A 26,242-nucleotide genomic window follows, 5' to 3' on the forward strand; every position below is an offset into this window, starting at 1 on the left:
ACCCGAAGGCGGATGCAGCGAAGCGAGGTCTGCGCCCGCTCGCGTGAGTCATGAGTGCTCGACCAAGGCCGCGCCGAGTCGGGTCGATTCCAGGCGTCTCCCGAGGTCATCGGCGCGAAGACGGACGACGCGGAGCGAAATCTCGCGCCTGTGGACAACACAGAGGCGATGTCGGAGGCCCCGCGTAACCTTAGCACATGCATTCGAACCGGTTGATCGGCCTCAGCGACGCAGACAGCGCGAAGCTGGCCGAGATCGTCGCCGAGGTCGAGAAGACGCAGGCGGTCATCGCCGCAGCTCAGGCCGCCCAGACCCGCGCGCTCGCCCGCGCCGGGCACCTCGCCCGCACCCAGTCCGCGCGCAGTCGCGCCAGCGTCCGAGAGCACGACATGGTGCTGCGATCGATCGCCGCCGAAGTCGCCGGTGTGCTGCGCCTGACCGACCGATCCGTGCAGCGCCAGATCGGCGACGCGACCGAATTGGTCGAGGACTACCCCGCGACCCTGCAGACGTGGGAGGCGGGTGAGATCACCCGCGCGCACGTCCGGGTCATCACCGAGACCGGCACGCACCTGCCCCCCGACCAGCGCGGGGCGTTCGAACTCGACGCACTGCGCCGGTGCGCGGTCGAAACCCCCGGGCGGGTGCGGCGCGAACTCGAACTCCTCGCCGAGCATCTCCACCCCCGCACCCTCGCCGAGCGGCACGCCGACGCCGCCGAACAACGCACCGTCCGGATCGTGCCGATCGGCGACGGCATGTCCGACCTCTGTGCGACCCTGCCCTCGCTCCTCGCCGATGCGATCTACGACCGCCTCACCCGACAAGCCCGCGGCATCACCGACGCGCGCACACGCGCCGCGGCCGACGCGCGGAAACGGATCGCCGCCGCCGACGGCATCGATGACGGCGATGAGACACCAGTCGATGAGGAAACCCTCCGGCTCCAGCTCATCGCCTCCGACACCCGCACGACGAACCAGCTGCGCACCGACCTGCTCGCAGACATGCTTCTCACCTCGGCGCCAGGCGCCGACCCGACTCGCACCGACGACGGCCCCGGGCGCCTGGGCGCCATCCGCGCGAAGGTTCAGATCGTCGTTCCCGTCCTCACGCTCCTCGGCTCAGACACCGCACCGGCCGACCTCGTCGGCCACTCTCCCATCGACCCCGCCACCGCCCGCGAGCTCGCCGCCGCCACACGCAGCCCCTGGGAACGCGTCCTCACGCACCCCATCACCGGCACCGTCCTCCACGTCGACACCTACCAGCGCACCACAGCCATCGACCGCTACCTCCGAGCGCGCGACCAACACTGTCGCTTCCCCGGCTGCCGCCTTCCCGCCATCCGCTGCGAAGTCGACCACACGATCGACGCCGCCCTCGGCGGGCCCACCGACGTCCGCAACCTGGCCCACTTCTGCCAACGGCACCACAGCATGAAGCAATTCACCCCATGGAAAGTCGAACAGCTCCCCGACGGGGTGCTGAGATGGACCTCACCACTGGGACGCGACTACCTCGAGCATCCCCCGTCCCTCGGCGTGCATTTCCGACCCGACGACGGACCACTCGCACCCTTCTGATCCGCCCGCGGGTCCGGCGGTCGCTGCTTGTCGACTCGCGCCTACGACTCGGCGTCGATCCTCTGCGCCAGCGCGACGATGATGCCTTCGGGACCGCGTACATATGCCATGCGCCACACACCTTCGTACTCGCCCATACCGCCGACGAGCGCGTACCCGTCCGTCGCGAGCTGCGCGATCGTCGCGGGAAGGTCATCGACTTCGAAGGCCACGCTTCGCAGACCCAGCTCGTTCGCCATCGGCGCGATAGATCCCGGCACCATGTCCGGACGCTCGAAGCTCGACACCTCGATCATCGTGCCGCCCTTCGGCGGTCGCAGCATGACGATCTCGCTGCGTGACCCCGGGATGCCCGTCACCGTGTCGATGAACTCGCCCTCGACGACCGTGCGGCCCTCGATCTCGAGGCCGAGACCCACGAAGAACCCGACCACGAGGTCGAGGTCGCGGACGGTGACCCCGATGTGGTCGAAGCGCACGATGCGTGGCATCCGGTCCTCCTCAGTCCCAGTCGAGATACTCCTCGATGATGACCGCGGTCTCAATGGGGTGCGTCAGCGGGAAGAGATGCCCGGCGCCCTCCACGGTTTTGATGCTGGCACGCTCGGGCGCCGTGGACTGCAGCCGCTCGCCGTTGGCGGGCACCGTGACCTCGTCACCGTCGCCCTGGACGATCAAGACCGGGATCACCGGCGCGAGAGGGATGTCTTCGTCTTCGACCCCGAGAAGAAGCAGCCCGTTCGCGCGGTCGCCGTGCGCCGAGACGACGGCACGCGCGACCGTGCCCCCCGAGCCGTGTCCGCCGACCCACGTGTGGTCCAGGCCGAGGTGGTCGATCACCGCGATGACGTCCTGCACCCGTTCGTCCAGGTTCGCAGCATCCGGACGGAGACCGATCCGGATGACGTGGAACCCCGCCTCTTCGGCGAGGTAGTGCGCGACGATGGCCAGGAGGTCCTGCTCCGACTCGGGGAGCAGGACGAGCTTGACGGGGCCCTCACCTTCTTCGACGAACGGGATGCTGCGGCCCTCGGGTTCGAAGATCTGGGTGTCTGTCATGGGTGGGGGTCCTCTCGCGTGGCGTGGCCTCCCTCAAGGGTATTAGGCCGACGGGGCACGGACCGGACCGCGCGCGCGGCTACGCGCCCGGCCGAATCGCCACATCGACGACCTGCGCGTCGCGTGGCAGATCGAGCGCCGTCAGGATGCTCGTCACGACCGACTCGGGGTCGATCAGGCCGGCCGTGTCGTACTCGCGGCCCTCCTGCTCGTGGACACGCTGCTGCATCGGCGTGGCGGTCCGCCCGGGGTAGACCGACGTCACCCGAACGCCGTGCGGCGCCTCTTCCTGGCGCAGCCCGTCGGCGAGCGCCTTGAGGCCGTGCTTCGAAGCCGCGTACGCGGCCCACTCCGGCGACGTGCGCAGGCCCGCGCCCGAATTGACGAAGAGCACCTGCCCCTTCGCCGCGCGCACGGCCGGTAGCAGCAGCCGCGTGAGCTCGGCCGGAGCGATCAGGTTGACCGTGAGCTGGCGATCCCAGAGTGCCGTCGGCATGTCGGCGACGGCACCGAGATCGACGACTCCGGCGATGTGCGACAGCGTGTCGATCCGTGCGGGCAGATCCTGCGGCGACAGCGCGTCGGCCAAGCCGGCCGGGTGAGCGAGGTCGGCGACGACGGTACGCGAACCGGGCAACTGCGTCTCGAGCTCACGCGCCCGCTGCGCATCGCGGGCGAGCAGAACGAGGTCATCTCCGCGCGCGAGCAGGCGGGCGGCGAGTGCCGCGCCGATACCCGATCCGGCGCCGGTCAAGAAGTGCGTCGACATTGCTCCATCGTCACACACACGCGTATCCACGCGGCCCCGGCTGATCGGGGACACCTTCTGTCCTCCTGAGGTGACAGGGTGACTCCATGAGAACTCCCGAGACCGAGCCGGTTCCGCTGGTCGTCGCGGACGCCGATGCCTGGCGCGCGTGGTTGATCGCTCATGAGCACGACTCCGACGGTGTCTGGCTGATGCTCGCGAAGAAGGGTGTCGCATCCCCGACCTCTGTCACTTACGCCGCGGCGCTCGAAGAAGCGCTGTGCAGCGGCTGGATCGATGGACAGAGCAAATCCATCGACGACCGGGTCTACCGCCAGCGGTTCACTCCGCGCCGCGCACGCTCGATCTGGTCGCAGCGCAACGTCGGCATCGTCGCGCGGCTCGATGCCGAGGGGCGTCTGCGCCCGCGCGGGGTCGCAGAGATCGAGCGCGCGAAGGCAGACGGCCGCTGGGACCGCGCCTATGCCGGTTCGGCGACGGCGGAGCCGCCCGCCGCCCTGGTCGCCGCTCTCGAGGGGGCGCCGGAGGCACGGGCCGCGTTCGCCGCGCTGAGCCGCTCCGAGCGCTACAGCGCGTTGCATCCGCTCCTCGTCGCGGCGACGCCCGCGACACTCGAGCGGCGCATCGAGAAACTCGTCGCGCGGCTCCTGTCCGGATGAGTGCTAGCGGTCGTCGGCGCAACGCAGCTGCGCGCCCACGATCACGAACAGAGCGCCGAGCCCGACGACGAGCGCACTCACGCCATACGCGAGCACGGAGGTCATGAGGGATGTGCGCAGCGAAGCCGCCGTCGAAAGCGCAGAGCTCTGGTTGCGCAGTTCGCGCGCCTCATCACTGTCCGCGTCGACACCGCGCAGCGCGGCGCTGATGTCGGCGAAGGTGCGTCCGTCGGCGCCGCGTTCGGCGTTGGTCTTGATGACGAGCGCTTCGACGTAGGCCGATGCCGGACCCTGCACCCGCTTTCCCGCGAGCGCGGGGGCATTGGGAGGGATCGTGATCTTCTCATCACGCAGCTGCTTCGTGACGGCGAACCACGCTCCGGCGCCGGCCGTCGCGAGCAGGGAGCCCGCCGCAACACCGAGCGTTCCGACGCGGCGGAGGGCGGAAGCAGTGCGCACCGAGGTCATCGATGATCCTTTCGCAGGGGGGGCGACGAGAACGAAGCGTCAGCACGTCAGCCTACGGACCCGATCCCGTCGATGGGTAGTGACGACGCGTTCGAAGCCGATCAGATCTTCACCATCCGCGAGGTAGACGAGCCGAAGCGGGTCGGCTATGTGCGCCGCGAGCGGTGGGACGGTGGACCGCTGGCGGGACCGGGTGCAGGCGCCGTCATAGAGTCGCGGATCCGGAGAGGATGACCTCGGCCTGCCCGCCGACCCAGAGCTTGCCACCGTCCGCGCTGATGTGGATGCGGCCGCGTCGGCCCATCGCGGTGCCCTGCGCGGCGAGATAGGGTGCGTCGGCGCGGCCCGTCGCGATAAGCCATTCCGCGGCGGCGGCGTTCAGACTCCCCGTCACTGGATCCTCGCGCAGCGCGCCATCACCCTCGGTGAAGAACGCCCGCAGTTCGAACGCGCTATCCGATCCCGCATCGTGTGCGCCGATGATACCGATGTCCCACCGGCCCGGGTGCGCCGTCGCATCCGGGCGCAGTGCCAGCACCGTGTTCGCGTGGTCGAGCAGGACTCCCACCCACCCAGGCCCATTGTCGAGCCACTCCGCGTCTACAACCTGCTCGCGCTCGACCCCGAGAATCTCGACCAGTGTGGTCAGAAGTCCCGGATCAACGGGGCCCGAACGCTGTCGATGCGGCGCGGAGAAGGCGAGCCTGTTCCCCTGGATTCGGACGGGAACCAGCCCGGCGCCGCACTCCTGCATCACGACATCCCGCTGCTTCGGAACGCCTCCCGCCGTCAGCCAGGCGCGCGCGGTTCCGAGCGTGGGGTGCCCGGCGAACGGCAACTCTGTGTTCAAGCTGAAGATGCGCACCCGGTAGTCCGCCACGGTGTCCGTCGGCGGCAGCACGAAGGTGCATTCGGACAGGTTCGACCACACCGAGAACCTCCGCATCGCCTCTTCGTCGAGTCCTTCAGCATCCAAGACGACCGCGACGGGATTGCCTGTGCAGGGATACTCACCGAACACATCGACCTGACTGAATCTGCGGTTCATGCGCCGAGTCCTCCCGCTGGTGTCGCTCATCGAGCACAAGGTCCCTGACCTTTCGGGTCGTGCCAGAGTTGATGCTATGACACGTGCAGTCGAGCAGTGGGAAGCCTCCGTCGCCGATCTCTGGGACCGCTTCGACTCGTTCGAGCGCGATGAAGGCGTGGCCGCGATGCGCGAAGTGGCCGAAGCATGCCCCGCCACAGATGGTCGGGCGGCATTCGAACTCGCCGGCATGTATGACTCGATGGGCTTCGAAGCTGAAGCCGGCGCAGAATACGAGCGGGCTCTCGAGCTCGGCCTCGACGATGCCCGGCACGCGCAGCTCGCCGTCCAGTACGGATCGACCCTGCGCAACCTCGGCCGGCTCGACGAAGCGATCGCCGTCCTTCAGGCCGCCCCGACCCATGAATCGACAGGTTCCGCACCCCGCGTCGTGCTGGCTCTGGCGCTCCATAGCGCCGGCCGCAAGGACGAAGCCCTCCGCGTCGCCATCGAAGCGCAGATCGATGCGCTCCCTCGCTACCGGCGTTCGATGCGCAATTACGTCGCCGCGCTCACCGAGTCGGAGACCTCAGCCGAGCCGAATGGACGCTGATCTCCACAGGCGCCCTCAGATCGATCAGTGGGCAGCTGACCCAGACGTCAAGCCGGAACTCGACGACACGTTGAAGCGGAACTCCACGACGTCGCCGCAGCCAACAACCTTCGATGTGAACGCCGCCATGGTCTGAACGCAGACGGCTACTGGAAGTAATCCTCGTCGACCTCAACAGCACTGAATCGCTGTTTCTCCTGGACACCCACCCGGTAAGCGATCATCAGATCAACAAGCTTCGCTCCGTCGATCAGGATGATGCGCGACTGCACCTTCTGCGCGTAGTCACTGGCACCGGAGGTGAAAGCACTCGTGGTCAGGAACACTCCACGAGAGGCCCCGAAGCCATGGAGCGCTCCGACGAATGCCTGAATAGACTCGCGCCCGACGTTGTTTCCTGCTCTGTATCTCTTCGCCTGAATGTAGACCTGATCGAGCCCAAGGGCATCCTGATCGATCAACCCGTCGATTCCTTCATCGTTGCTTCCACCGATGCGTTTGCCGCGCTGGGCCGCTCCGCCGTAGCCCATCTTCAGGAGCAGATCCACGACTGCCTGCTCGAAGAAATCAGGATGACTGTTCCTCAATCGATCGAGAAGGTCCTCACCGACCCTGGCTTCAATCCGAGCCACAGCATCTTCGATGACTTCGATGGGATCGGAAATCTCGTCGGAAGTCTCCGGTGTTTCGCTCGGTGACGCCTTGGACTTCTCAGGCCAGAAAGGCGCGAAGACCTCTCGCGCGAGAGCGTAATCGAATCCATTCGGATAATCCGCCAGTGCTTTCCTGCCTGCATCGTTGATGACGTAGCGGCCACGTTCGGGTTTATCGACCCATTGCGCCTTCCCAAGATGACTGAGCACCCATCCCATACGCTGCTCGTAACGAGTCCCGCCCGACTTCAGCGTTTCGGCACGTGCGTCATCGCCGATGCCGGCGTGCTCCGCAACGGCGTCGAAAATCTCGCGCCGCTGATAGTTCCTACCGTCGGAAAGCACCCTCAGCGTGGGAACAGTCAAGACCGGCCAGATCGGTACGAGCGAAGCATCTTCGGACATGTTTGCATTCTCCCCGATGAACGTGAGGTGCCTCGACCGCTATCGACGGACGGGAACTCCGCGTCCCGCCTGACTCACGCGACCTTCAGCGGCGTGATAGCCGCGACCTTATCGCGCAGGACGCGACGCTCGAGCCGCAGCTCGTAGTTCGATTGCAGGTTCATCCAGAACTCCTCGGATGTCCCGAAGTACCGGGCCAGACGGATCGCCGTATCAGCGGTGATCCCCCGCTTACCGTGCACGATCTCGTTGATCCGGCGCGGCGGCACGCCGATCGACACTGCGAGCTTGTTCTGAGTGATCCCGAAGCCCTCGATGAAGTCCTCCATCAGGATTTCTCCCGGGTGGATCGGCTCGATCAGGTCACTCTCAGTGGTAGTCGACGAGTTCGACATCTTCGGCACCTCCCTCTCTCCAGACGAAGCAGAGACGCCATTGCGCGTTCACGCGGATGCTGTGCTGCCCGCGTCGGTCGCCGAGCAAACGCTCCAGGCGGTTGCCTGGTGGGACCCTGAGGTCCTCGACATCCTTGGCCGCATGAATCAGCTCGAGCTTCCGCAAGGTCGCCCGCTGCACCGTCCGGTCAACACGCGCTTGACATACTGCTCATGCCAGATGCGCTCGGTGTCCGTGCTGCCGAACGATCTGATCACGAGACCACTGTATAACGGACACCGTCATTAACGGTATACGTTAAACCTAAACTCCACCGCGTTCCGGCACAGACCAACCTCTGACGACATCACGGACGGCAGTACGTCAACCTGCGAGCGTGCGCACACGACTGCCGAAGAAGACGAGGGGCTCTCGCGTCTCATCTCGTTCGAGAGCAAGTACCTCTAGCAGTATGAGTGTGTGATCGCCCGCTTCAACGGCAGTGCGCGGAATGACCTCGATCGTCGCGAGCGCGCCAGCAACAAATGCCGCCTGGCCCATCACTCCCATCTCGACGCCAACGAACCGCGAGGCGGCCGGACGTCGCAGATCGCTCAGCACCTGTTCCTGTCCAGCGCCGAGCACACTGATCCCCCAGCGTTCGGCCTGCCGGAGAACTGGCCAGGTCGTCGATGTGTGCGCGAACGACAGCGAGACGAGCGGCGGCTCCAGCGACAACGAGACGAGCGAGTTCGCGGGCATGCCCACGATCTGCCCGTCGATTTCAGCTGCGACGACCGACAAGCCGGTCGAGAACCCCGCGAGCGTATGGCGCATCCGATCCGGCGTGATCACTTCAACCACTCGCCAAGACCGTACTGGTCGGGGATGCCGAGGTTCTCTCGCAACGTGGATCCCACGTAGTCCTCGGGATAGAGGCCACGATCGCGCAGGATCGGAACCACCTCGTCGACGAACGCGTCGATGCCGTCTTCGTAGACGTCGGGCGACAGCCAGAAGCCGTCGGCGGCACCGGCATCGAACCACTCATTCATGTGATCGGCGTGTACATGCCCCGGACCCACAGTCACCGGATGATAGTCGATGACGCCATGGGCAAGAATGTCACGCGGCGACCACCCCTCGCGCGCCACCTTGAGCGCGATCTCGGAGCGCGGATCCTGAGGTGACGCGTGCGCGATCGCCAGCTGTTCGGGCGTGAGCGGCTCGTCGATGTGCTGCGACTGAATCGGCACGCCGATCATCGCGCTGAGGTGTGGCAAGCGCGCCTCGATGACCTGGCCCGACATTGACATACGCCGGTCGAGTCCTTCGCGCACCGTCGGGGTCACGGTGGTCATGAGGCCGACGATGAACTTCACGTCGTCGGGGTTGCGACCGGCTTCCTCAGCCGCCCGACGCAGCGCTGCGCGCGAAGCGCGAGCCTCGTCGATCGTCCATACTTCGGTGATGAAGCCGCTCGCGTAGCGCCCCGCGATCTCAACCAGAAGGGCTGCCCTCTCCGGCGTTTCGATTGACTGAGCAATCCTTCTCAAGCCGAGGCCGGTTGCCACAGATTTGCTCCAGGAGCGCCCCCACTGCAGGATTCTGTGGCGCGCCATGGCCCTCTGACCTGGGGTTTAGACGTTAAACCTGAACTCCACGACGTCGCCGTCCTGCATGACGTAGTCCTTGCCCTCGAGCCGAGCCTTGCCCTTCGCGCGAGCTTCGATCACCGATCCGGTCGCGACGAGGTCGTCGAACGAGATGACCTCGGCCTTGATGAAGCCCTTCTCGAAGTCCGTGTGGATGACACCGGCGGCCTGCGGAGCCTTCCAGCCCTTGCCGATCGTCCACGCGCGCGCTTCCTTCGGTCCCGCCGTCAGGTAGGTCTGCAGCCCGAGCGTGTCGAAGCCGATGCGCGCGAGCTGGTCGAGTCCCGACTCTTCCTGACCCGTGGATGCCAGGAGCTCGGCGGCATCCTCGGGGTCGAGGTCGATGAGCTCCGACTCGATCTTCGCGTCGAGGAACACGGCCTTCGCCGGGGCGACCAGAGCGTCGAGCTCGGCCTTGCGCGCAGCATCCGTCAGCACTGCCTCATCGACGTTGAAGACGAAGATGAACGGCTTCGCCGTGAGCAGTCCGAGCTCCTTGATCGGTTCGAGGTCGATGCCCGACGCGGACAGCAGCACGCCGCGCTCGAGCGCGTCCTTCGCGGCGCGCGCGGACTCGAGCACCGAGGGGTCGAGCTTGCGGCCCTTGACCTCTTTCTCGTAGCGCGTGATCGCCCGCTCGAGCGTCTCGAGGTCGGCGAGCTGCAGCTCGGCATTGATCGTCTCGAGGTCGTTGCGCGGGTTCACGCCGCCCTCGACGTGAACGACGTCGTCGTCGGTGAAGCCGCGCACGACCTGCGCGATCGCGTCTGCCTCGCGGATGTTCGCGAGGAACTTGTTGCCGAGCCCCTCCCCCTCGCTCGCACCGCGCACGATGCCGGCGATGTCGACGAACGACACAGCGGCGGGCAGGATGCGCTCGGAACCGAAGATCTCGGCGAGCGTCTGCAGCCGCGGATCCGGCAGGTTCACGACCCCGATGTTCGGCTCGATCGTCGCGAACGGGTAGTTCGCCGCGAGAACCTGATTCTTGGTGAGGGCGTTGAAGAGAGTGGACTTGCCGACGTTGGGCAGGCCGACGATGCCGATAGTGAGAGCCACGGGGGTCGAGTCTACTTCGACGGATGCTGCGAATCCCTCGACCCGTCGTTTCGCCACGGCGCGGCGCGCCTGGCGGTTCGGCCGCAGTGCCCGCGTGAGGGTGGTCACGTGCCTCTGGATTTCACCGCGATCGACTTCGAGACGGCGAACTCCAGCAGCGCGTCCGCCTGTGCTGTGGGGCTCGTGCGGGTGCGCGACGGCCAGGTTGTGGAGCAGGCCGGATGGCTCATCCGCCCGCCGGCGGGACACGACGCATTCTTCGAGATCAACACGCGCATCCACGGGATCCGCGCTGAGGACGTGGCGGACGCGCCGACGTGGAGCGAACAGCTCGACGACCTCGCGGCCTTCGCGGGAGCCGACATCCTCGTCGCCCACAACGCCGGATTCGACATGTCCGTGCTGCGACGGGCGTGCGAGGCGACGGGCGACGAGTGCCCGCCCTACCGCTACGCATGCAGCCTGCAGGTCGCACGGAAGGTGTACCAGCTCGAGTCGTATCGGCTGCCTTTCGTCGCCGCCGAAGCCGGCTTCGCCGACTTCGCGCACCACAATGCGACAGCCGACGCCCTCGCGTGCGCGCATGTCATGATCGACGCGGCGCGGCGCATGGGCGCCTCGGACATCGATGCGCTGGCCGCGGGCGCGAGCGTACGGGTGTCACAGATCGCCGTCGCGGCGGAACCTGCGGCGGCGGTCGCGTTCGTCGCCTGAGTCCGGCGGAGCGCGCGGGGTCGCGCGAGCGGATCGCGGACATCGCACCGGTGTCGGAGCGGCGATGTCGGAAGGCCACGGCACGATGGGCGTATGGACGCATTCAGCATCACGCTCGTCGTCATCGGCTGCCTCGTGCTCGGGGCGGTCGCCGGGTGGTTCGGGGGCAGCAGCCGCCGCGCTGCGACGGCTGCGCGCGAGCAGTCCGACCTGCGCGCGCAGCTCGCCGCCGCCGACGCGGCGCGGCTGGGGGTGCAGGCGCAGCTCGACCACCAGCACGCCCTCTACCGCGAACTCGCCGCCCAGACCCGCACCGACCAGGCCGCACGCGAAGAGCGTGAGCGACGCGAGCAGGCGGTGCTGCGCGCGCTCGCCCCGGTGCAGGAGTCGTTGCAGACCATGCAGTCCAAAGTCGACGATCTCGAACGCGACCGACACTCGCAGTTCGGGGCGCTGGCAGAGCAGCTGCGTCGCGCGCACGAGTCCGACGAAGTCCTGCGGGCCACGACCGAATCGCTCGCCGGCGCACTGCGGTCGGGGGTCACCCGCGGGGTCTGGGGCGAGACCCAGCTGCGCCGCGTCGTCGAAGCCGCCGGCCTCATGCGCTACGTCGACTTCGATCTGCAGACCACGATCGAGTCGGATGCCGGTGCGGGACGCCCCGACATGGTGATCCGGCTTCCCGGCGAGAAGGCGATCGCCGTCGACGCCAAGGTGCCCCTCGATGCGTATCTCGAAGCGAGCTCGATACCCCTGACGGCGCAGGGCGCCGAAGCTGCGCGCCGGCGCACGCTGCTCGACAAGCACGTCAAAGCAGTCCGGGCGCACGTGGATGCCCTCGCGAAGAAGGCGTACTGGTCAGGACTCGCCTCGAGCCCCGAGTTCGTGGTCTGCTTCGTGCCGAGCGAGTCGCTCCTCGCGGCAGCCCTCGAAGAAGACCCCGCGCTGCTCGATCACGCCTTCGCGAAGCGCGTCGCCCTCGCGTCACCGGTCAACCTGTGGGCGGTGCTGAAGACGGTGGCCTACGCGTGGACGCAGCAGGATGTCACGCTGGAGGCCCGCGCGCTGTTCGACCTCGGCAACCAGCTGTACGAACGACTGGGGCTGCTGGCCGGTCACGCCGACGATCTGCGACGCGCGATCGAGCGGACGGTCGACAGCTACAACAAGTTCGCCGGCTCGCTCGAGTCGCGCGTGCTCGTCACGGCGCGACGATTCCCCGGGATCGACGAGACCAAGCTCGACGCCGTGTCCGCACCCGCCGCGATCGAGAAGTCGACGCGACGACTGACCGCTCCCGAACTGCTCGAAGGTCTCGAAGCGTCAGACAGGATCGAGTCGAGCGCCGCCGACGTGGGCGAACTGCGCGAGCGACTCACCCTGCCGGAGTAAGCCTCAGGCTCCACCCGGAACAAAACTCAACAGCGTGATCACCGCCGCCGAGACGAACACGAAGGCCCCGATCATCCACCAGGGACTCGGCTCGTGACCCTCGTCACGCCGCACGCGCAGCAGCACATCCGGCCGGCGTGCGGGGTCGAGTGCGTCGGCGACGACGGCGTGGGCTCCGGTCTGCGGACCCGTGGTGCCTGATTGCGGTGACATCGAGAGCCTCCTCGAATCGGGGAACAGCGACGTGTCGTCGCTGACACCACTGCCGATTGTGCCAGACGCGCCCGAGAAAACCCGGCAAGCCGCATCACATCAGCCACTCGAGTCACAGCGGTCACACCGAGTACACCCCGGAAAGATCCGAGAATCGCAGGTCAGAGCGGGATCAGAGCCACTTCGACACGAGGTGCTCCGACGACACGCGGCGCAGCGTGCCCGACGCTCCGCGCAGCACGACGCTCTCGGTGTACACGTACTGGTCGTCGCGACTCACGCCGGCGACGAGCTGTCCGTCGGTGACTCCTGTCGCGACGAAGATCGTGTTGTTGCCGCGCACCAGGTCGTCGGCCTCGTACACGTGATCCCCGAGCTTGAGGCCCGCGTCGATGCCGCGCTGCTTCTCGTCGTCGTCGCGTGCCCACAGGCGCCCCTGGATGTGCCCGCCGAGTGCCTTGATGGCACACGCCGTCACGATGCCCTCGGGGCTTCCCCCGACGCCGACGCACATGTCGGTGCGCGAGTTGTGCCGCGCCGCGTTGATCCCGCCGGCGACGTCGCCGTCGGTCATCAGGCGCGTACCGGCTCCGGCTTCGCGGATCTCATCGATGAGCTGCTCGTGGCGCGGGCGATGCAGCACCGAGACGACCATCTCGTCGATCGGCTTGCCCAGCGCCTTCGCGAGCAGACGGATGTTCTCGCCGATCGGCAGACGGATGTCGACGACCCCGACGCCGGCGGGGCCGGTCACGAGCTTGTCCATGTAGAACACGGTCGAGGCATCGAGCATCGTGCCGCTGTCCGAGACCGCGATGACCGACAGGGCGTTGTTGCGCCCTGCGGCGGTGAGCGACGTGCCGTCGATCGGGTCGACCGCGACGTCGCACTTCGGCCCGCGGCCGTTGCCGACGCGCTCGCCGTTGAAGAGCATGGGCGCTTCGTCCTTCTCGCCCTCGCCGATCACGATCGTGCCGTCGAAGTTCACCGTCGTGAAGAACGCGCGCATCGCGTCGACGGCCGCGCCGTCGGCATCCTCTTTCCGCCCACGACCGATGAAGGGCACGGCGCGGATCGCGGCGGCCTCCGTCGCACGGACGAGCTCGAGAGCGAGATTTCGGTCGGGATGCAGCGGACTCATGTCGGCGGTCAGACTCACCATGGCGCCAGCCTATTCCAGCAGCGAGGAGAACCCGCGCCGTTTCACGCGCCGACCACGGAAGGAATTCACGAACTTTCACGCACGGCAGGTCAGGGTGAAGCCGTGCACGACTACCCGGCCGCCGTCTGCCCCCTTCGCTAAAGTCGAAGGTACGCGAGAGCCCATCGACCGCTAGGAGCACTCATGCCCGTCGCCACCCCCGACCAATACGCCGAGATGCTGGACCGCGCGAAGGCCGGAGGCTTCGCGTACCCCGCCATCAACGTTTCGAGCTCGCAGACGATCAACGCCGTTCTCCAAGGCCTCACCGAGGCCGGGTCCGACGGCATCCTGCAGGTCACGACCGGCGGCGCCGACTACTTCGCCGGACACACGGTCAAGGCCCGCGCGACCGGCGCGCTCGCTTTCGCGCGCTACGTCACCGAAGTCGCCAAGAACTACCCCGTCACGGTCGCGCTGCACACGGACCACTGCCCGAAAGAGGCGTTGCCGAGCTTCGTCATGCCCCTCATCGAGGCATCCGAAGAAGAAGTGCGCGCGGGGCGCAACCCGATCTTCCAGTCGCACATGTGGGACGGCTCGGCCGTGCCGCTCGACGAGAACATCGAGATCGCGAAAGACCTCCTGCCGCGCCTGAAGAACATCAACGCGATCCTCGAGGTCGAGATCGGGGTCGTCGGCGGCGAAGAGGACGGTGTCACGCACGAGGGCTCCAACGAAGCCCTCTATACGACCGTCGCCGATGTGACGAAGGCCGTCGAGGCCCTCGGTCTCGGCGAGAACGGCCGCTACATCTCCGCGCTGACGTTCGGCAACGTGCACGGCGTCTACAAGCCCGGCAACGTCAAGCTGCGCCCCGAACTGCTCGGCGAGATCCAAGAGGGCATCGCCGCGAAGTTCGGCACGGGCCCGAAGCCCCTCGATCTCGTCTTCCACGGCGGCAGCGGGTCCAGCGACGAAGAGATCGCCACTGCCGTCGCCAACGGCGTCATCAAGATGAACATCGACACCGACACCCAGTACGCGTTCACCCGCTCGATCGCGGGGTACATGTTCTCGAACTACGAGGGCGTCCTCAAGGTCGACGGCGAGGTCGGAAACAAGAAGCAGTACGACCCGCGGGCATGGGGCAAGATCGCGGAATCCGCGATGGCCGCCCGCGTCGTCGAAGCGACGCAGCAGCTCGGATCGCACGGCAAGAGCCTCGGCGCGTGACGGCTTCCGCCGAGACTGTCGCTTCCGCTCGCTGAGCCTGTCGCTTCCGGTCGCCGAGACTGTCGCTTCTGGTCGCTGAGCCTGTCGAAGTGCGGATGCCGCGGCCCGGCCGGGTCGCGGCATCCGTCATCTGCGCGCAGAAGCCTCAGGGCGCTCGGAAGACCTCGAGCACGGTCGGGGCGTCCTCCGGGCGGTGCGTCACGACGATCTCGTCGCCCGCCTGCACGCGTCCGGTCGTCACGACCCGCAGGTAGGGACCGAGGCGTCCGGCGGCGGAGAAGCGCTTGACCCATCCCCGCTCGTCGTCGCCGCCGACCCAGCGCGCGAACGTCTGGCAGGGCGTGCGCGGCATCGTCACCTCGACCTCGACGCGATCGCCGATGCGCCAGCGCTCTCCGATGCGCGCGGCGTTGACGTCGATCCCCTCGGTGCGCAGGTTCTCACCGAACCAGCCGGGCGCGAGCTGTCGACCGAGCTCGCTCTCCCAGAACCGGGCGTCTTCCTGGGCGTACGCGTAGACGGCCTTGTCGAGCCCGCCGTGGTGTTTGCGATCGGCCTGCACGTCGGCGTACACGCCATAGGCGCCGATCCGCACGGGGCCCGCCACGGCGCGCTTGTCGATGCCGGTGACGCCGACCGACCCGACATCGGAGCGCAGCTGGTGCACAGCGCAGACGGCGACGAGTCGAGGCGTGGTCATCGGACCGACGTGACGTATTCCTGGAATGCGGGGTCGCCCATGAGCGGCACCATGAGGCACAGGCTCACGATGAAGAACGTCACGACGCCGCCGACGATCGGAATCCACCACGACACGCGGCCCGCTTTCAGCCGCTTCCACGACAGCATGAACGTCGCGATGTAGCCGGCGACGAGGACGATCGCCGCGATGAGGCCCCACTGCCGCGCAGCCGCGAGGTTGGTGAACGCGCCATCGATGCCGAGCAGTTCGTAGGAGTTCTCGAGCGCGGACGCCAGGTCGAGGTAGCTGAACAGCGAGATCAGCACATTGGCCGCGCCGACCGCGAGCAGCAGGATCGTCGCGAGCCGATTCGCCGGCGATACGCTGCGGCGCGGTTCCGGCCCGGGCGCGGCGGCGATCGGTTCGGGATCGGATGCCTCGGGCACGACACCCGCCGAGAGAGCTTCGGTCACGTCGGGCTGCTGGATGCGGGCGCGCTGCTCTTCGGGCGACGCGTACTCGCCGAACCTCGGCCGTTGCCGGCCGTCGGGCCCTACTTCGGGCGCGTAATCGCTCACGCGCGGATCCGCCCGCCGACAGCGCGGGGGTCGCGCTTGCCGTTGACATCCTGCCGCAGCTCCTTGGGGAGCGAGAAGAGCAGATCCTCCTCGGCCGTGCGCACCTCCTCGACGTCGACGTAGCCCGCGTACGCGAGGTCTTCGAGCACTTGCTGCACGAGCACTTCGGGTACCGAAGCGCCACTGGTCACCCCGACCGTCTCGACGCCGTCGAACCACGCCTGCTCGATCTCGTCGGCGTAGTCGACGCGATACGCCGCCTTCGCGCCGTACTCGAGCGCTACTTCGACCAGTCGCACACTGTTGGAGGAGTTCGCGGATCCGACGACGATGACGAGGTCGGCATCCTTCGCGACCTTCTTGATGGCCACCTGACGGTTCTGCGTCGCGTAGCAGATGTCATCCGACGGCGGGTCCTGCAGGTGCGGGAAACGCACGCGCAGACGCCGCACGGTCTCCATCGTCTCGTCGACCGACAGCGTCGTCTGGGACAGCCACACGATCTTGGAGGAGTCCTTGACCTCGATCGTGTCGGCTTCGTCGGGAGAGTTCACGATCGTGACGCGCTCGGGAGCGTGGCCCGCCGTTCCCTCGACCTCTTCGTGGCCCTCGTGGCCGATCAGCAGGATCTCGAAGTCGTCCCGCGCGAAGCGCACCGCCTCGCGGTGCACCTTCGTCACGAGCGGGCACGTCGCGTCGATCGCGCTCAGGCCTCGATCGGATGCCGCGTTGACGACGGCGGGAGAGACGCCGTGCGCACTGAAGACGATGTGCGCACCCGCGGGCACCTCGTCGACCTCTTCGACGAAGATCGCTCCGCGCTGCTCGAGCTCGGTCACGACGTGGATGTTGTGCACGATCTGCTTGCGCACGTAGACGGGCGCCCCGTACCGCTCGAGAGCCTTCTCGACGGCGACCACCGCTCGGTCGACACCGGCGCAGTATCCGCGCGGGGCGGCGAGCAGCACCTTCTTGTGTCCGGGCACGGGGATATCCTGGAGACGCTCGCGCCGCCGCGGAACGCGGGGCACCGCCATCCGCACGATCGGGTTCGCAGACACAGCAGTCACGTGCATGAGTCTACGGCCGGACACCTGAACGAAGGCCGGGTCACGCCGCGACGCGCGCCCGCACGAGAGGACCGCATGACGACCTTCCAGGCCGCCCCTGTGCCGGGCGAGGCTCCCCCGCCCGATTCCGTGCACCCGCGCGAGTCGTCCCGCGAGTCGCCGACGTCGGTCTCCCGGCTCAACGACACGATCCGCGGATTCGTCACGAAATGGGGCTCGGTGTGGGTCGAAGGCGAGATCACCTCGTGGAACCTGCGCGGCGGCAACGCCTTCGGGCGGCTGAAGGACCTCACGACGGACGCTGCGATCTCGTTCCGCCTGTGGTCCTCGACGCGCGAGCGCCTGCCGGCCGACCTCAAGGTGGGCGACCACGTCGTCGCGTGCGTCAAGGCCGACTACTTCGGGCGCACGGGCGACTTCAGCTTCGCCGTGTCGGCGATGCGCCACGTGGGCTTGGGCGACCAGCTCGAGAAGCTCGAGCGTCTGCGCGCGCAACTGAGGTCGGAGGGACTGTTCGATCCCGCCCGCAAGCGGCCGCTGCCGTTCCTCCCCCACCTCATCGGCCTCATCACGGGCGAGAACTCCGACGCTGAGAAGGACGTGCATCGCAACGCCGAGCTGCGCTGGCCGCACGTGCGCTTCCGCACGATCCACGCCGCCGTGCAGGGTGACCGGTGCGTGCCCGAGACGCTCGTGGCGCTTCGGACCCTCGATGCCGACCCCGAAGTCGACGTCATCATCGTCGCGCGGGGCGGGGGCGATCCGCAGACCCTGCTGGGGTTCAGCGACGAGCGCCTCGTGCGGGCCGTCGCCGCGGCATCCACTCCCGTCGTGAGCGCGATCGGACACGAAAACGACCACCCGATCCTCGACGACGTCGCCGACCTGCGGGCGTCCACGCCGACCGACGCGGCCAAGCGGGTCGTGCCCGACGTCGCCGAGCAGCGCGCGTACGTCGCGCAGCTGCGCGCGCGCCTGACGACACGGCTGACGCAGCGCATCGGCCACGACATCGCACAGCTCGAACAGCTGCGCTCACGTCCCGTGCTGCGTTCGCCCGAATCGCTCTTGACCACGCGCGCGCACGAGCTGCACCTGCAGTGCGCGCGAGGTCGCGACGTCATCGACCGAGCCCTGGAACGACAGAGCCGCCGCACCGCCGAGCTGCGGGCGACGCTGCGCGCACTGTCCCCCGCTGCGACGCTGGCGCGCGGCTACGCGATCGCGCACCTCGGCGACGGCGTGATCGTGCGCGATGCCGAGCAGGCTCCGGCGGGAGCACATGTCGCCGTCACGGTCGCGCGAGGGTCGTTCGCCGCGCGGTCGGAGGGCCCGCTGGACGAAGGGGATGCGGCGGGGGCCTCGCCCGCTGCGAACTAGGATGGAGCCCATGACCGACTCGACCGCCGCGGCAGTCTCGGACCTCTCGTTCGAGCAGGCGCGCGACGAACTCGTCCGCGTCGTCGCCGAGCTCGAACAGGGTGCTCCGACCCTCGAGCACTCGCTCGCACTGTGGGAGCGCGGCGAAGCGCTCGCGGCTCGGTGCGAAGAGTGGCTGCTGGGCGCCAAACGCCGGCTCGAGGCCGCGCGCAGCACATCCGAGCCGGACGCGGAGGCGTGATGGCCCCGCGCCAACCACGGGTCGTGGCCGAGCTCGGCCGCCCTGAGACACCCGACGAGACCGCCAGCCGCAAGGCCGAGGCGTCCCGCGTCTACCGGTCGAGCCAGACCACGCGCAACCTCATCGCGGCGCTGCTCGTGACGATCGCGATCGTCGCGGTCATCGTGCTGGGCGTGCCCCGCGGCACCCCTCCGCCGCAGGATCCGATCGACGTCGCGGCGACGGCCGAGAGCATCGGCGTCGCCGAGGGCCACACAGCGATCGCCCCCGATCTGCCGGCGGCGGATTGGGTCGTCAACCGCGCGGCGGTCGAGGGCGACGGCTCGGTCCGCGCTTGGACGATCGTCTACGCCCCCGCCGACGAAGACATCCCCGGCTTCCTCCGCGTCGCGCAGGCCTTCGACGCCGACGACGGCTGGGCTGCCCGGATCCTGTCGGGCTCGGCACCGACCGGCACGCAGTCCATCGGCGGCGTGACCTGGGACCGTTACGATCTCGACGCCTCGCGCACCGGCAACATCACGGTCGCCCTCGGTGCGACCGCCGGCGACGACACGATCCTCATCTACGGCACCGCTGCCGACCCCCTGCTCGAAGACATGGCGGCCGCGGTCGCCGACGAAGTGCTGGCTCTGCGAAAGGACGCCGAATGAACGGGATGCCGACACCGCAAGAAGCGTGGGACGAGATGCGGCGCGGCAACGAGCGATTCGTGGCAGGCGCACCCCGCCACCCTCATCAGGGTGCCGATCGCCGGCACGAGCTCGCCACGGGGCAGCGTCCGCACGCGACCCTCTTCGGGTGCTCGGACTCGCGCCTCGCGGCCGAGATCATCTTCGACAAGGGCCTGGGCGACCTGTTCGTCATCCGGAACGTCGGCCAGGTGATCTCGGAGTCGGTCGTGGGCAGCATCGAGTACGCCGTCGAGGTGCTCGAAGTCCCCCTCATCGTCGTCCTCGGCCACGACGAGTGCGGCGCCGTCGCCGCTGCGATCGAGAGCACACAGCTCGACGCCCCCGCGCTCGCACCGCAGATCTGGCGTCAGATCGCGCCCATCGTGCCCGCCGCGCGACGCGTGATCCGCGAGCAGACGGTGCACGGCATCCGGCCCGAGAAGGTGGACCCCGAGCTCGTCGGCCGAGAGCATCTGCGCGACACCGTCTCGTCGCTGCTCAACGCGTCCGAGCTCATCAGCCTGGCCGTCGCCGAGCAGCGCGTCGGCATCGTGGGCGCCAACTACCGCCTGGCCGAGGGGCTCGCCGCCCCGGCCATCAGCCTCGGCGTCTCGACCGACGCCTGACCCACCCAGATACGAGAGGAACGACGCCGTGACCGACATCGAGTACCGCATCGAGCACGACACCATGGGAGAAGTCCGGGTGCCCAAGGACGCTCTCTATGCCGCGCAGACGCAGCGCGCCGTCGAGAACTTCCCGATCTCCGGAGACCGCCTCGAGCCGGCGCAGATCGCCGCTCTCGCGCGTATCAAGAAGGCCGCGGCTCTCGCGAACGCCGAGCTCGGCACGCTGGACTCCGGAGTCGCGAACGCGATCGCTCGCGCCGCGGACCGCATCATCGCGGGTGAGTTCGCCGACCAGTTCCCGATCGACGTCTATCAGACCGGCAGCGGCACGTCGTCGAACATGAACATGAACGAGGTGCTCGCCAAGCTCGCGACGCTCGACCTCGGGCAGCCGGTGCACCCCAACGATCACGTCAACGCGTCGCAGTCGTCGAACGACGTGTTCCCGACGTCGGTGCACATCGCCGTGACGCAGGAACTCATCGACGACCTCATCCCGGGTCTGGACCACCTCGCCGTCGCGCTCGAGGCGAAGGCCGAGGCATGGCGCAACGTCGTCAAGTCGGGCCGCACGCACCTCATGGACGCCACCCCCGTCACCCTCGGCCAGGAGTTCGGCGGCTACGCCCGGCAGATCCGCCTGGGCATCGAGCGGGTGCAGGCCGTTCTTCCGCGCGTCGCCGAGGTTCCCCTCGGCGGCACCGCCGTCGGCACCGGCATCAACACGCCGCTCGGGTTCCCGCAGAAGGTGCTCGAGCTCATCGTGAACGACACCGAGCTGCCCATCACCGAGGCGAAGGACCACTTCGAGGCGCAGGCGAACCGCGACGGTCTGGTCGAAGCATCCGGCGCCCTGCGCACGGTCGCCGTCTCGCTCACCAAGATCAACAACGACATCCGCTGGATGGGGTCGGGGCCCAACACGGGTCTGGGCGAGCTGCACATCCCCGACCTGCAGCCGGGCTCCTCGATCATGCCCGGCAAGGTCAACCCCGTCGTGCCCGAAGCCGTGCTCATGGTGTGTGCGCGGGTCATCGGCAACGACGCCACGATCGCCTGGGCCGGCGCGTCCGGCTCGTTCGAGCTCAATGTCGCGATCCCCGTCATGGGCTCGGCGCTGCTCGAGTCGATCGAGCTGCTCGCCAACGCGTCCCGCCTGCTCGCCGACAAGACGATCGACGGGCTCGAGGCCAACGTCGACCGCGCGGCGGCCTTCGCCGGCATGTCGCCGTCGATCGTGACGCCCCTCAACAAGCTCATCGGATACGAGGCTGCGGCCAAGATCGCGAAGCACTCGGTCGCCAACGGGATCACGGTGCGCGAGGCCGTCCTCGACCTCGGCTACGTCGAACGGGGCGAGCTGACGATCGAACAGCTCGACGAGAAGCTCGACCTGCTGTCGATGACCCATCCCGGCTGATCGGATTCGAACACCACACGGGCGCTCCGGGGTCCATAATCAGGGAGTGGCCCGAACACCACGCCCGATCTCCGCGCGCGTCCGCATCCTTGGTGCGGTGCTTGTCGTCGCCTGCGTCGGGCTCGCGATCGTCGGCGGGGTGACGTTCCTCGTGCAGCGCGCCTGGGTCGTCACCGAGATCACCGAGCGCCTCGAGGCGCAGGTCGCACGGCTGCAGACGGTGGCCGACGCCCCGACGTCGTCGACCCCCCAGGACGGGTCGGCGCAGACGGCGGTCGAGAACATCGCCGTCGCCGACTTCCCGTCCGTCGACGCGTATCTCGAGGCGGTCGTCGCGCGTCTCGTGCCCGCCCGGAACGAGGCCTCGATGGCGATCGTCGACGGCGTCCCCCGGTTCGTGCCGTCGACGCTGTCGGGCTTCGACATCTCGGACGACCAGGACTTCACCGACCGCGTCGTCGCCGAGACGGCGTCGGGCGCCACGGTGATCGGCACGGCGGTGACCCCACGCGGATCGCTGCGCTACATCGCGATCCCGATCCGCATGGACGGCGACCCGCAGGAAGGCGTGTATGTGCGCGCCGTCGACATGGAGGCCGAGCTCGAGCCGGTGACGGCGGCCATCGCGACCTACGGCATCGCCGCCGTCGTCGTGCTCGTCGCGATGGGCGTCGTGGGCTGGTTCGTCACGGGACGCCTGCTCTCGCCGATCCGGCATCTGCGCGAGACGGCCGACACCATCACCCTGACCGACCTGTCGCCGCGCCTGCCCGCCGTCGGTAACGACGAGATCGCCGACATGTCGCGCACCGTCAACTCGATGCTCGACCGTCTCGAGGGTTCGGTCGACGTGCAGCGTCAGCTGCTCGACGATGTGCGCCACGAGCTGAAGACACCCATCACGATCGTGCGGGGCCACCTCGAGCTCATGAATCCGAGGGATGCCGCCGATGTGACCAGCGCCCGGCAGCTGGGCATCGCGGAGCTCGACCGCATGACGCGGCTCGTCGAGGACATCGACCTGCTCGCGAGCGTCGAGGGGGGCTCGTTCGCCGTCGACCGCATCGATCTGGCCGCCCTCACGCAACGCGTCGGCGAGCTCGTCGCCGTCATCCCCGGGCACGTCTGGCGGGTCGAGCACGTCGCACGCGGCCGCATGATGGGCGACCACGACCGGTTGCTGCAGGCGTGGCTGCAGCTCGCCGACAACGCCGCCAAGTACACCGCCGAGGGTTCGGCCATCGAGCTCGGCAGCGACAAGGACGCCACCGGCATCCGTCTCTGGGTGCGAGACCACGGCAGCGGCATCCCCCCGGCGCAGCGGCACCGCATCTTCCGCCGCTTCGATCGCGCGCACGGCAAGCGCAGCGTCGGCGGATCCGGCCTGGGCCTGGCGATCGTCGATGCGATCGCCAAGGCGCACGGCGGACACTGCGCCGTCACGGACTCCCCCGGCGGCGGCGCGACCTTCACGATCCACCTCCCCGTCCCGGTCTCGACGACGGAGTTCCCCGCACCCGTCCGCGCCGGCGACGTCGTGCTGCAGCGAGAGGCTTCGGGATGACCACCATTCTGATCATCGAGGACGAACCGCACATCGCGGCGTTCATCGCGCGGGGGCTGAAGACCGCCGGCTACGACACGATCCTCGTCGAAGACGGCGCCGAGGGGCTCGAGGCCGCCCTCAGCGGCGCGGCCGATCTCGTGCTGCTGGACATCGGGCTTCCGACGATGGACGGCCTCGAGGTGCTCCGCGAGCTGCGCGCGCGGGACACCGGGATCCCGGTCATCATGCTGACCGCGCGGTCGAGCACGCGCGACACGGTCGAGGGTCTGGATGCCGGTGCGAGCGACTACGTCGCCAAGCCCTTCACGTTCGACGAACTCCTCGCGCGCGTGCGCTCACGGCTCCGCGAATCCGCCCAGCAAACCGGCATGCTGGTGAGCCACGGCGACGTCGTGCTCGACGTGCTCGCACGCCGCGTGACCGTCGCGGGGGTCGCCGTCGAGCTCTCGGCACGCGAGTTCGCCCTCGCCGAGCAGTTCCTGCGCCATGCGGGCAGCGTGCTCAGTCGCGAGCAGCTGCTCAGCAGCGTCTGGGGGCTCGACTTCGATCCCGGTTCCAACGTCGTCGACGTCTACGTCCGCTACCTGCGGGGCAAGCTCGGTGCACACCACATCACGACCGTGCGCGGCGAGGGCTACCGCTGGGAATAGTCCCGCGCACGAGAGAAGCCCCCGACGCTGGGGACGTCGGGGGCTGGAAGGCCGGTCTTGGGGGAAGCCGGCCGCACATCAATCGCGGAAGTCTGGGGAACCGTGCGATCGATCTCTCTTCGAGCCGTCTCCGGTCAGGGGTTTCTCGGAAACGGACGGTGTCACCGCCGGAGCGGAGGTCTGGGGGCGCGGCTTCGCCTCGCCGAAGCGGCTGGGGCGATCTTCGCGACCGTAGCTATCGTCGTGGTCGTCGGGACGCGCGGGATGTGAGCGGTCGCCGTCGTCGCCTCGATCGGGGCGTGTCGCGGGGGCGGGGGGAAGCGCCGCCGCGGGCGGCGCAGCGGGCGAGATGACCACCGGCGCAGGCGCGGGCACGGTGCGCGTGACGGGCGGGTCCGCCTCGTGCGGCACGGCGGGAGCGACGACATCGACCGGCGGTGCCGCCTCGGTCGGCGGGGCCGGGGGTGGGGCGGGGATGTGCGTCGTCAGCGGACCGACGGGCTCGACGACAGGGTCCGTGACCGGCTCGGTCACGGCAGACACGTCGGCGGGCCCGGCAGCGGGGCGCGGAGTGACGGTGAGCTGCGGTGCGGGCCGCACGTGGACCATGGCGGATTCGACCGGTTCGCCGGGCGATTCCGCGAGAACGGCGGTGTTGGTCACGGCCACGGTGGCGACGACGGCGGCCGTCACCGCGAACGCGGTCGTGCCTCCGATCGCGATCCGTGCACGCGTGTCCACGAGAGCCCCCTTCGAGTCCGCGATTTCACGGACCCTTCAATGGTGACAGAGCGCGCCCCCTGCGTGACCCCCTTCCGGGTGAGACTTCTCTCATGCCGGCATTCGGCTTCAGGCCATCTCACCGGCCTCGAGGAGGTCGGTGACGAGCGCTGCGATCGCCGAGCGCTCGGATCTGGTGAGGGTCACGTGTGCGAACAGTCCGTGTCCCTTCAGCGTCTCGATGACCGACGCCACACCGTCGTGCCGCCCCACGCGCAGGTTGTCGCGCTGCCCGACGTCGTGTGTGAGCACGACCCGAGAGTTCTGCCCGATACGACTGAGGACCGTCAGCAGGACATTGCGTTCGAGCGACTGCGCTTCGTCGACGATGACGAACGCGTCGTGCAGCGACCGCCCGCGGATGTGCGTCAGGGGCAGCACCTCGAGCAGGCCTCGCTCGATCACTTCGTCCAGCACGTTGCCCGAGACGACCGATCCGAGCGTGTCGTAGACCGCCTGTCCCCACGGGTTCATCTTCTCCTCCTGGTCCCCCGGCAGGTATCCGAGCTCCTGCCCGCCGACGGCGAACAGCGGCCGGAAGACGATGATGCGCTTCTGCTGCTGGCGCTCGAGCACGGCCTCGAGGCCGGCACACAGGGCGAGGGCCGATTTGCCGGTGCCCGCGCGGCCTCCGAGCGACACGATGCCGACTTCGGGATCCAGCAGCAGGTCGATCGCGATGCGCTGCTCGGCGGAGCGGCCATGCAGCCCGAAGACCTCGCGGTCCCCGCGCACGAGTGCGAACGATCCGTCGCCCGTCACCCGGCCGAGCGCCGATCCGCGCTCGGAGTGCACGATGAGTCCTGTGTTGACGGGGAGCCCGTGCACGTCGGCGCTCTCGGCGACTTCGCTCTCGTACAGGTCGCTCATCTCGTCGCCCGAGACGTGGATGTCGGCGATGCCCGTCCACCCCGAGTCGACCGCCTGCTCGGCGAGGTACTCCTCGGCGCTCACGCCGAGCGATGCCGCCTTCACGCGCATCGGGAGGTCCTTCGAGACGACGGTGACCTCGTGCCCGTCCTGCGCGAGGTGCATCGCGATCGCGAGGATGCGGGTGTCGTTGTCGCCCAGGCGCATGCCCTGGGGCAGCACGGTCGCGTCGGTGTTCGACAGCTCGACGCGCAGCGAGCCGCCCTCGCCCACGGGCACGGGGAAGTCGAGGCGGCCGTGCTCGACGCGCAGCTCGTCGAGGTGACGCAGCGCCTGACGCGCGAAGTACCCGATCTCGGGATCGTGACGTTTGCCCTCGAGTTCGGTGATGACGACGACCGGGATCACGACGCTGTGCTCGGCGAAGCGGAAGAACGCCCGCGGATCGCTCAGCAGCACCGAGGTGTCCAAGACGTAGGTGCGCAGCGTCTGGTCGGTCGGATCGACGCCCGACAGTTCCTGATCGCTCTGCTTGTGTGGTGCTCGTGTGGTCACAACCCACTCCCCGCCCCCGGGTGGAGAACCCGGCAGTCACGAGTCGACCAGGTGTCACGAGTCGCGATCCATGGGGCCGACCCGACCGGGCACGGTGCCCGATGCGACGAACGTACGTCTGC

31 protein-coding genes are annotated in these 26,242 nt (G+C 68.4%); 13 read left to right on the forward strand and 18 right to left on the reverse strand.

What is annotated here, in order from left to right; all coding sequences use genetic code 11:
- Positions 1-197 precede the first annotated feature (197 nt).
- Complete coding sequence (locus ACWIBS_RS00965) at positions 198-1,586, forward strand: HNH endonuclease signature motif containing protein (RefSeq protein ID WP_376127204.1); 1,389 nt, start codon at positions 198-200, stop codon at positions 1,584-1,586.
- Positions 1,587-1,627: 41 nt separating this feature from the next.
- On the opposite strand, the gene ACWIBS_RS00970 is transcribed toward ACWIBS_RS00965, so the two are convergent.
- The 3 genes from ACWIBS_RS00970 to ACWIBS_RS00980 form a co-directional block, all read right to left on the reverse strand.
- Complete coding sequence (locus tag ACWIBS_RS00970) at positions 1,628-2,077, reverse strand: VOC family protein (RefSeq protein WP_376127202.1); 450 nt, start codon at positions 2,075-2,077, stop codon at positions 1,628-1,630.
- A gap of 10 nt (positions 2,078-2,087) precedes the next feature.
- Positions 2,088-2,645, reverse strand: a complete 558-nt coding sequence (locus tag ACWIBS_RS00975; RefSeq protein WP_376127200.1) for an alpha/beta fold hydrolase — start codon at positions 2,643-2,645, stop codon at positions 2,088-2,090.
- 79 nt (positions 2,646-2,724) lie between these two features.
- Positions 2,725-3,414 carry an SDR family oxidoreductase gene (locus tag ACWIBS_RS00980; protein ID WP_376127198.1) on the reverse strand — a complete coding sequence of 230 codons (690 nt, stop codon included), beginning with the start codon at positions 3,412-3,414 and terminating at the stop codon, positions 2,725-2,727.
- An 86-nt stretch (positions 3,415-3,500) separates the two neighbouring features.
- Between ACWIBS_RS00980 and ACWIBS_RS00985 the strand changes: the two genes are divergently transcribed.
- Entirely contained in the window at positions 3,501-4,073 is a 573-nt protein-coding gene (locus ACWIBS_RS00985) for a YdeI/OmpD-associated family protein (protein ID WP_376127196.1), read from the forward strand.
- A gap of 3 nt (positions 4,074-4,076) precedes the next feature.
- Here ACWIBS_RS00985 and ACWIBS_RS00990 read toward each other — a convergent pair whose 3' ends face one another.
- Together ACWIBS_RS00990 and ACWIBS_RS00995 are read right to left on the reverse strand one after the other, a co-directional pair.
- The gene (locus tag ACWIBS_RS00990) at positions 4,077-4,541 is read right to left on the reverse strand and encodes an aromatic ring-opening dioxygenase LigA (protein ID WP_376127195.1); all 465 of its coding nucleotides are present in this window, start codon (positions 4,539-4,541) and stop codon (positions 4,077-4,079) included.
- A 205-nt stretch (positions 4,542-4,746) separates the two neighbouring features.
- A complete protein-coding gene (locus tag ACWIBS_RS00995; protein ID WP_454136300.1) occupies positions 4,747-5,619 on the reverse strand; it encodes a PhzF family phenazine biosynthesis protein in 873 nt (290 codons plus the stop codon).
- On the opposite strand from ACWIBS_RS00995, the gene ACWIBS_RS01000 reads away from it, so the two are divergent.
- Positions 5,609-6,181, forward strand: a complete 573-nt coding sequence (locus tag ACWIBS_RS01000; protein WP_376127191.1) for a tetratricopeptide repeat protein — start codon at positions 5,609-5,611, stop codon at positions 6,179-6,181. The two genes, ACWIBS_RS00995 and ACWIBS_RS01000, sit on opposite strands and share 11 nt — an antisense overlap.
- A 146-nt stretch (positions 6,182-6,327) precedes the next feature.
- Here ACWIBS_RS01000 and ACWIBS_RS01005 read toward each other — a convergent pair whose 3' ends face one another.
- The 6 genes from ACWIBS_RS01005 to ychF all read right to left on the reverse strand — a co-directional run bounded on the left by ACWIBS_RS01005 (position 6,328) and on the right by ychF (position 10,328).
- Positions 6,328-7,239: a restriction endonuclease gene (locus ACWIBS_RS01005; RefSeq protein ID WP_376127189.1), complete on the reverse strand. Its 912-nt coding sequence runs from the start codon at positions 7,237-7,239 to the stop codon at positions 6,328-6,330.
- A 74-nt stretch (positions 7,240-7,313) separates the two neighbouring features.
- Positions 7,314-7,634 (reverse strand): HigA family addiction module antitoxin, encoded by a 321-nt coding sequence (locus ACWIBS_RS01010; protein ID WP_376127187.1) that lies wholly within the window; start codon positions 7,632-7,634, stop codon positions 7,314-7,316.
- Positions 7,609-7,815: a type II toxin-antitoxin system RelE/ParE family toxin gene (locus ACWIBS_RS01015; protein ID WP_376127186.1), complete on the reverse strand. Its 207-nt coding sequence runs from the start codon at positions 7,813-7,815 to the stop codon at positions 7,609-7,611. The genes ACWIBS_RS01010 and ACWIBS_RS01015 overlap by 26 nt, the downstream gene beginning before the upstream one ends.
- 183 nt (positions 7,816-7,998) lie before the next feature.
- A complete protein-coding gene (locus ACWIBS_RS01020; RefSeq protein WP_376127184.1) occupies positions 7,999-8,478 on the reverse strand; it encodes a flavin reductase family protein in 480 nt (159 codons plus the stop codon).
- Entirely contained in the window at positions 8,466-9,188 is a 723-nt protein-coding gene (locus tag ACWIBS_RS01025) for an LLM class flavin-dependent oxidoreductase (RefSeq protein WP_376127182.1), read from the reverse strand. Before ACWIBS_RS01025 ends, ACWIBS_RS01020 begins: the two co-directional genes overlap by 13 nt.
- Positions 9,189-9,254: 66 nt before the next feature.
- Positions 9,255-10,328 (reverse strand): redox-regulated ATPase YchF, encoded by a 1,074-nt coding sequence (gene ychF, locus ACWIBS_RS01030; RefSeq protein WP_376127271.1) that lies wholly within the window; start codon positions 10,326-10,328, stop codon positions 9,255-9,257.
- A 108-nt stretch (positions 10,329-10,436) separates the two neighbouring features.
- Here ychF and ACWIBS_RS01035 point away from each other — a divergent pair, with 108 nt between their 5' ends.
- On the forward strand, positions 10,437-11,042 hold the full coding sequence (locus ACWIBS_RS01035; RefSeq protein WP_376127180.1) for a 3'-5' exonuclease: 606 nt from the start codon (positions 10,437-10,439) through the stop codon (positions 11,040-11,042).
- Positions 11,043-11,135: 93 nt separating this feature from the next.
- Positions 11,136-12,434 carry a DNA recombination protein RmuC gene (locus tag ACWIBS_RS01040; RefSeq protein WP_376127178.1) on the forward strand — a complete coding sequence of 433 codons (1,299 nt, stop codon included), beginning with the start codon at positions 11,136-11,138 and terminating at the stop codon, positions 12,432-12,434.
- A 3-nt stretch (positions 12,435-12,437) separates the two neighbouring features.
- On the opposite strand, the gene ACWIBS_RS01045 is transcribed toward ACWIBS_RS01040, so the two are convergent.
- Entirely contained in the window at positions 12,438-12,647 is a 210-nt protein-coding gene (locus ACWIBS_RS01045; protein WP_376127176.1) for a UDP-N-acetylmuramyl pentapeptide phosphotransferase, read from the reverse strand.
- 172 nt (positions 12,648-12,819) lie between these two features.
- On the reverse strand, positions 12,820-13,809 hold the full coding sequence (glpX, locus tag ACWIBS_RS01050) for a class II fructose-bisphosphatase (protein WP_376127174.1): 990 nt from the start codon (positions 13,807-13,809) through the stop codon (positions 12,820-12,822).
- 183 nt (positions 13,810-13,992) lie between these two features.
- On the opposite strand from glpX, the gene fbaA reads away from it, so the two are divergent.
- Positions 13,993-15,024, forward strand: a complete 1,032-nt coding sequence (gene fbaA / locus ACWIBS_RS01055; protein ID WP_376127172.1) for a class II fructose-bisphosphate aldolase — start codon at positions 13,993-13,995, stop codon at positions 15,022-15,024.
- A 145-nt stretch (positions 15,025-15,169) separates the two neighbouring features.
- On the opposite strand, the gene ACWIBS_RS01060 is transcribed toward fbaA, so the two are convergent.
- The 3 genes from ACWIBS_RS01060 to ACWIBS_RS01070 are packed head-to-tail and all read right to left on the reverse strand — an operon-like array spanning position 15,170 to position 17,321.
- Positions 15,170-15,724 carry an MOSC domain-containing protein gene (locus ACWIBS_RS01060; RefSeq protein WP_376127170.1) on the reverse strand — a complete coding sequence of 185 codons (555 nt, stop codon included), beginning with the start codon at positions 15,722-15,724 and terminating at the stop codon, positions 15,170-15,172.
- A complete protein-coding gene (locus tag ACWIBS_RS01065) occupies positions 15,721-16,284 on the reverse strand; it encodes a DUF6264 family protein (protein ID WP_376127168.1) in 564 nt (187 codons plus the stop codon). The genes ACWIBS_RS01060 and ACWIBS_RS01065 overlap by 4 nt, the downstream gene beginning before the upstream one ends.
- Positions 16,281-17,321: a 4-hydroxy-3-methylbut-2-enyl diphosphate reductase gene (locus tag ACWIBS_RS01070; protein WP_376127269.1), complete on the reverse strand. Its 1,041-nt coding sequence runs from the start codon at positions 17,319-17,321 to the stop codon at positions 16,281-16,283. The genes ACWIBS_RS01065 and ACWIBS_RS01070 overlap by 4 nt, the downstream gene beginning before the upstream one ends.
- 108 nt (positions 17,322-17,429) lie before the next feature.
- Here ACWIBS_RS01070 and xseA point away from each other — a divergent pair, with 108 nt between their 5' ends.
- From xseA to ACWIBS_RS01105, 7 genes are all read left to right on the forward strand, one after another.
- Positions 17,430-18,734 (forward strand): exodeoxyribonuclease VII large subunit, encoded by a 1,305-nt coding sequence (gene xseA / locus ACWIBS_RS01075; protein WP_376127167.1) that lies wholly within the window; start codon positions 17,430-17,432, stop codon positions 18,732-18,734.
- A gap of 1 nt (position 18,735) precedes the next feature.
- Positions 18,736-18,975: an exodeoxyribonuclease VII small subunit gene (locus ACWIBS_RS01080; RefSeq protein ID WP_376127165.1), complete on the forward strand. Its 240-nt coding sequence runs from the start codon at positions 18,736-18,738 to the stop codon at positions 18,973-18,975.
- Positions 18,975-19,628 (forward strand): DUF4245 family protein, encoded by a 654-nt coding sequence (locus ACWIBS_RS01085; protein ID WP_376127163.1) that lies wholly within the window; start codon positions 18,975-18,977, stop codon positions 19,626-19,628. Before ACWIBS_RS01080 ends, ACWIBS_RS01085 begins: the two co-directional genes overlap by 1 nt.
- Complete coding sequence (locus tag ACWIBS_RS01090) at positions 19,625-20,275, forward strand: carbonic anhydrase (RefSeq protein ID WP_376127161.1); 651 nt, start codon at positions 19,625-19,627, stop codon at positions 20,273-20,275. Before ACWIBS_RS01085 ends, ACWIBS_RS01090 begins: the two co-directional genes overlap by 4 nt.
- Before the next feature lie 28 nt (positions 20,276-20,303).
- On the forward strand, positions 20,304-21,698 hold the full coding sequence (locus ACWIBS_RS01095) for a class II fumarate hydratase (protein ID WP_376127159.1): 1,395 nt from the start codon (positions 20,304-20,306) through the stop codon (positions 21,696-21,698).
- Between the two features lie 97 nt (positions 21,699-21,795).
- Positions 21,796-23,262 (forward strand): sensor histidine kinase, encoded by a 1,467-nt coding sequence (locus ACWIBS_RS01100; RefSeq protein WP_376127157.1) that lies wholly within the window; start codon positions 21,796-21,798, stop codon positions 23,260-23,262.
- A complete protein-coding gene (locus ACWIBS_RS01105) occupies positions 23,259-23,915 on the forward strand; it encodes a response regulator transcription factor (RefSeq protein ID WP_376127155.1) in 657 nt (218 codons plus the stop codon). Before ACWIBS_RS01100 ends, ACWIBS_RS01105 begins: the two co-directional genes overlap by 4 nt.
- Before the next feature lie 78 nt (positions 23,916-23,993).
- On the opposite strand, the gene ACWIBS_RS01110 is transcribed toward ACWIBS_RS01105, so the two are convergent.
- Both ACWIBS_RS01110 and ACWIBS_RS01115 read right to left on the reverse strand, forming a co-directional pair.
- Positions 23,994-24,656 carry a hypothetical protein gene (locus ACWIBS_RS01110; RefSeq protein ID WP_376127154.1) on the reverse strand — a complete coding sequence of 221 codons (663 nt, stop codon included), beginning with the start codon at positions 24,654-24,656 and terminating at the stop codon, positions 23,994-23,996.
- Between the two features lie 108 nt (positions 24,657-24,764).
- The gene (locus ACWIBS_RS01115) at positions 24,765-26,120 is read right to left on the reverse strand and encodes a PhoH family protein (protein WP_376127152.1); all 1,356 of its coding nucleotides are present in this window, start codon (positions 26,118-26,120) and stop codon (positions 24,765-24,767) included.
- Positions 26,121-26,242: the final 122 nt, after the last annotated feature.

This window comes from Microbacterium sp. NPDC055442, from assembly GCF_053644215.1.

Excerpts from the sequence above, each read along its gene's own strand:
- ACWIBS_RS01060 (WP_376127170.1), bottom strand. The coding sequence starts at position 15,724 with ATGACCACGCCTCGACTCGTCGCCGTCTGCGCTGTGCACCAGCTGCGC.
- xseA (WP_376127167.1), top strand. The coding sequence starts at position 17,430 with ATGACGACCTTCCAGGCCGCCCCTGTGCCGGGCGAGGCTCCCCCGCCC.
- fbaA (WP_376127172.1), top strand. The coding sequence starts at position 13,993 with ATGCCCGTCGCCACCCCCGACCAATACGCCGAGATGCTGGACCGCGCG.
- ACWIBS_RS01085 (WP_376127163.1), top strand. The coding sequence starts at position 18,975 with ATGGCCCCGCGCCAACCACGGGTCGTGGCCGAGCTCGGCCGCCCTGAG.
- ACWIBS_RS00975 (WP_376127200.1), bottom strand. The coding sequence starts at position 2,645 with ATGACAGACACCCAGATCTTCGAACCCGAGGGCCGCAGCATCCCGTTC.
- ACWIBS_RS01040 (WP_376127178.1), top strand. The coding sequence starts at position 11,136 with ATGGACGCATTCAGCATCACGCTCGTCGTCATCGGCTGCCTCGTGCTC.
- ACWIBS_RS01105 (WP_376127155.1), top strand. The coding sequence starts at position 23,259 with ATGACCACCATTCTGATCATCGAGGACGAACCGCACATCGCGGCGTTC.
- glpX (WP_376127174.1), bottom strand. The coding sequence starts at position 13,809 with ATGGTGAGTCTGACCGCCGACATGAGTCCGCTGCATCCCGACCGAAAT.
- ACWIBS_RS00965 (WP_376127204.1), top strand. The coding sequence starts at position 198 with ATGCATTCGAACCGGTTGATCGGCCTCAGCGACGCAGACAGCGCGAAG.
- ACWIBS_RS01080 (WP_376127165.1), top strand. The coding sequence starts at position 18,736 with ATGGAGCCCATGACCGACTCGACCGCCGCGGCAGTCTCGGACCTCTCG.
- ACWIBS_RS00990 (WP_376127195.1), bottom strand. The coding sequence starts at position 4,541 with ATGACCTCGGTGCGCACTGCTTCCGCCCTCCGCCGCGTCGGAACGCTC.
- ACWIBS_RS01090 (WP_376127161.1), top strand. The coding sequence starts at position 19,625 with ATGAACGGGATGCCGACACCGCAAGAAGCGTGGGACGAGATGCGGCGC.
- ACWIBS_RS00970 (WP_376127202.1), bottom strand. The coding sequence starts at position 2,077 with ATGCCACGCATCGTGCGCTTCGACCACATCGGGGTCACCGTCCGCGAC.
- ACWIBS_RS00980 (WP_376127198.1), bottom strand. The coding sequence starts at position 3,414 with ATGTCGACGCACTTCTTGACCGGCGCCGGATCGGGTATCGGCGCGGCA.
- ACWIBS_RS01010 (WP_376127187.1), bottom strand. The coding sequence starts at position 7,634 with ATGTCGAACTCGTCGACTACCACTGAGAGTGACCTGATCGAGCCGATC.
- ACWIBS_RS01070 (WP_376127269.1), bottom strand. The coding sequence starts at position 17,321 with ATGGCGGTGCCCCGCGTTCCGCGGCGGCGCGAGCGTCTCCAGGATATC.
- ACWIBS_RS01045 (WP_376127176.1), bottom strand. The coding sequence starts at position 12,647 with ATGTCACCGCAATCAGGCACCACGGGTCCGCAGACCGGAGCCCACGCC.
- ACWIBS_RS00995 (WP_454136300.1), bottom strand. The coding sequence starts at position 5,619 with ATGAGCGACACCAGCGGGAGGACTCGGCGCATGAACCGCAGATTCAGT.
- ACWIBS_RS00985 (WP_376127196.1), top strand. The coding sequence starts at position 3,501 with ATGAGAACTCCCGAGACCGAGCCGGTTCCGCTGGTCGTCGCGGACGCC.
- ACWIBS_RS01005 (WP_376127189.1), bottom strand. The coding sequence starts at position 7,239 with ATGTCCGAAGATGCTTCGCTCGTACCGATCTGGCCGGTCTTGACTGTT.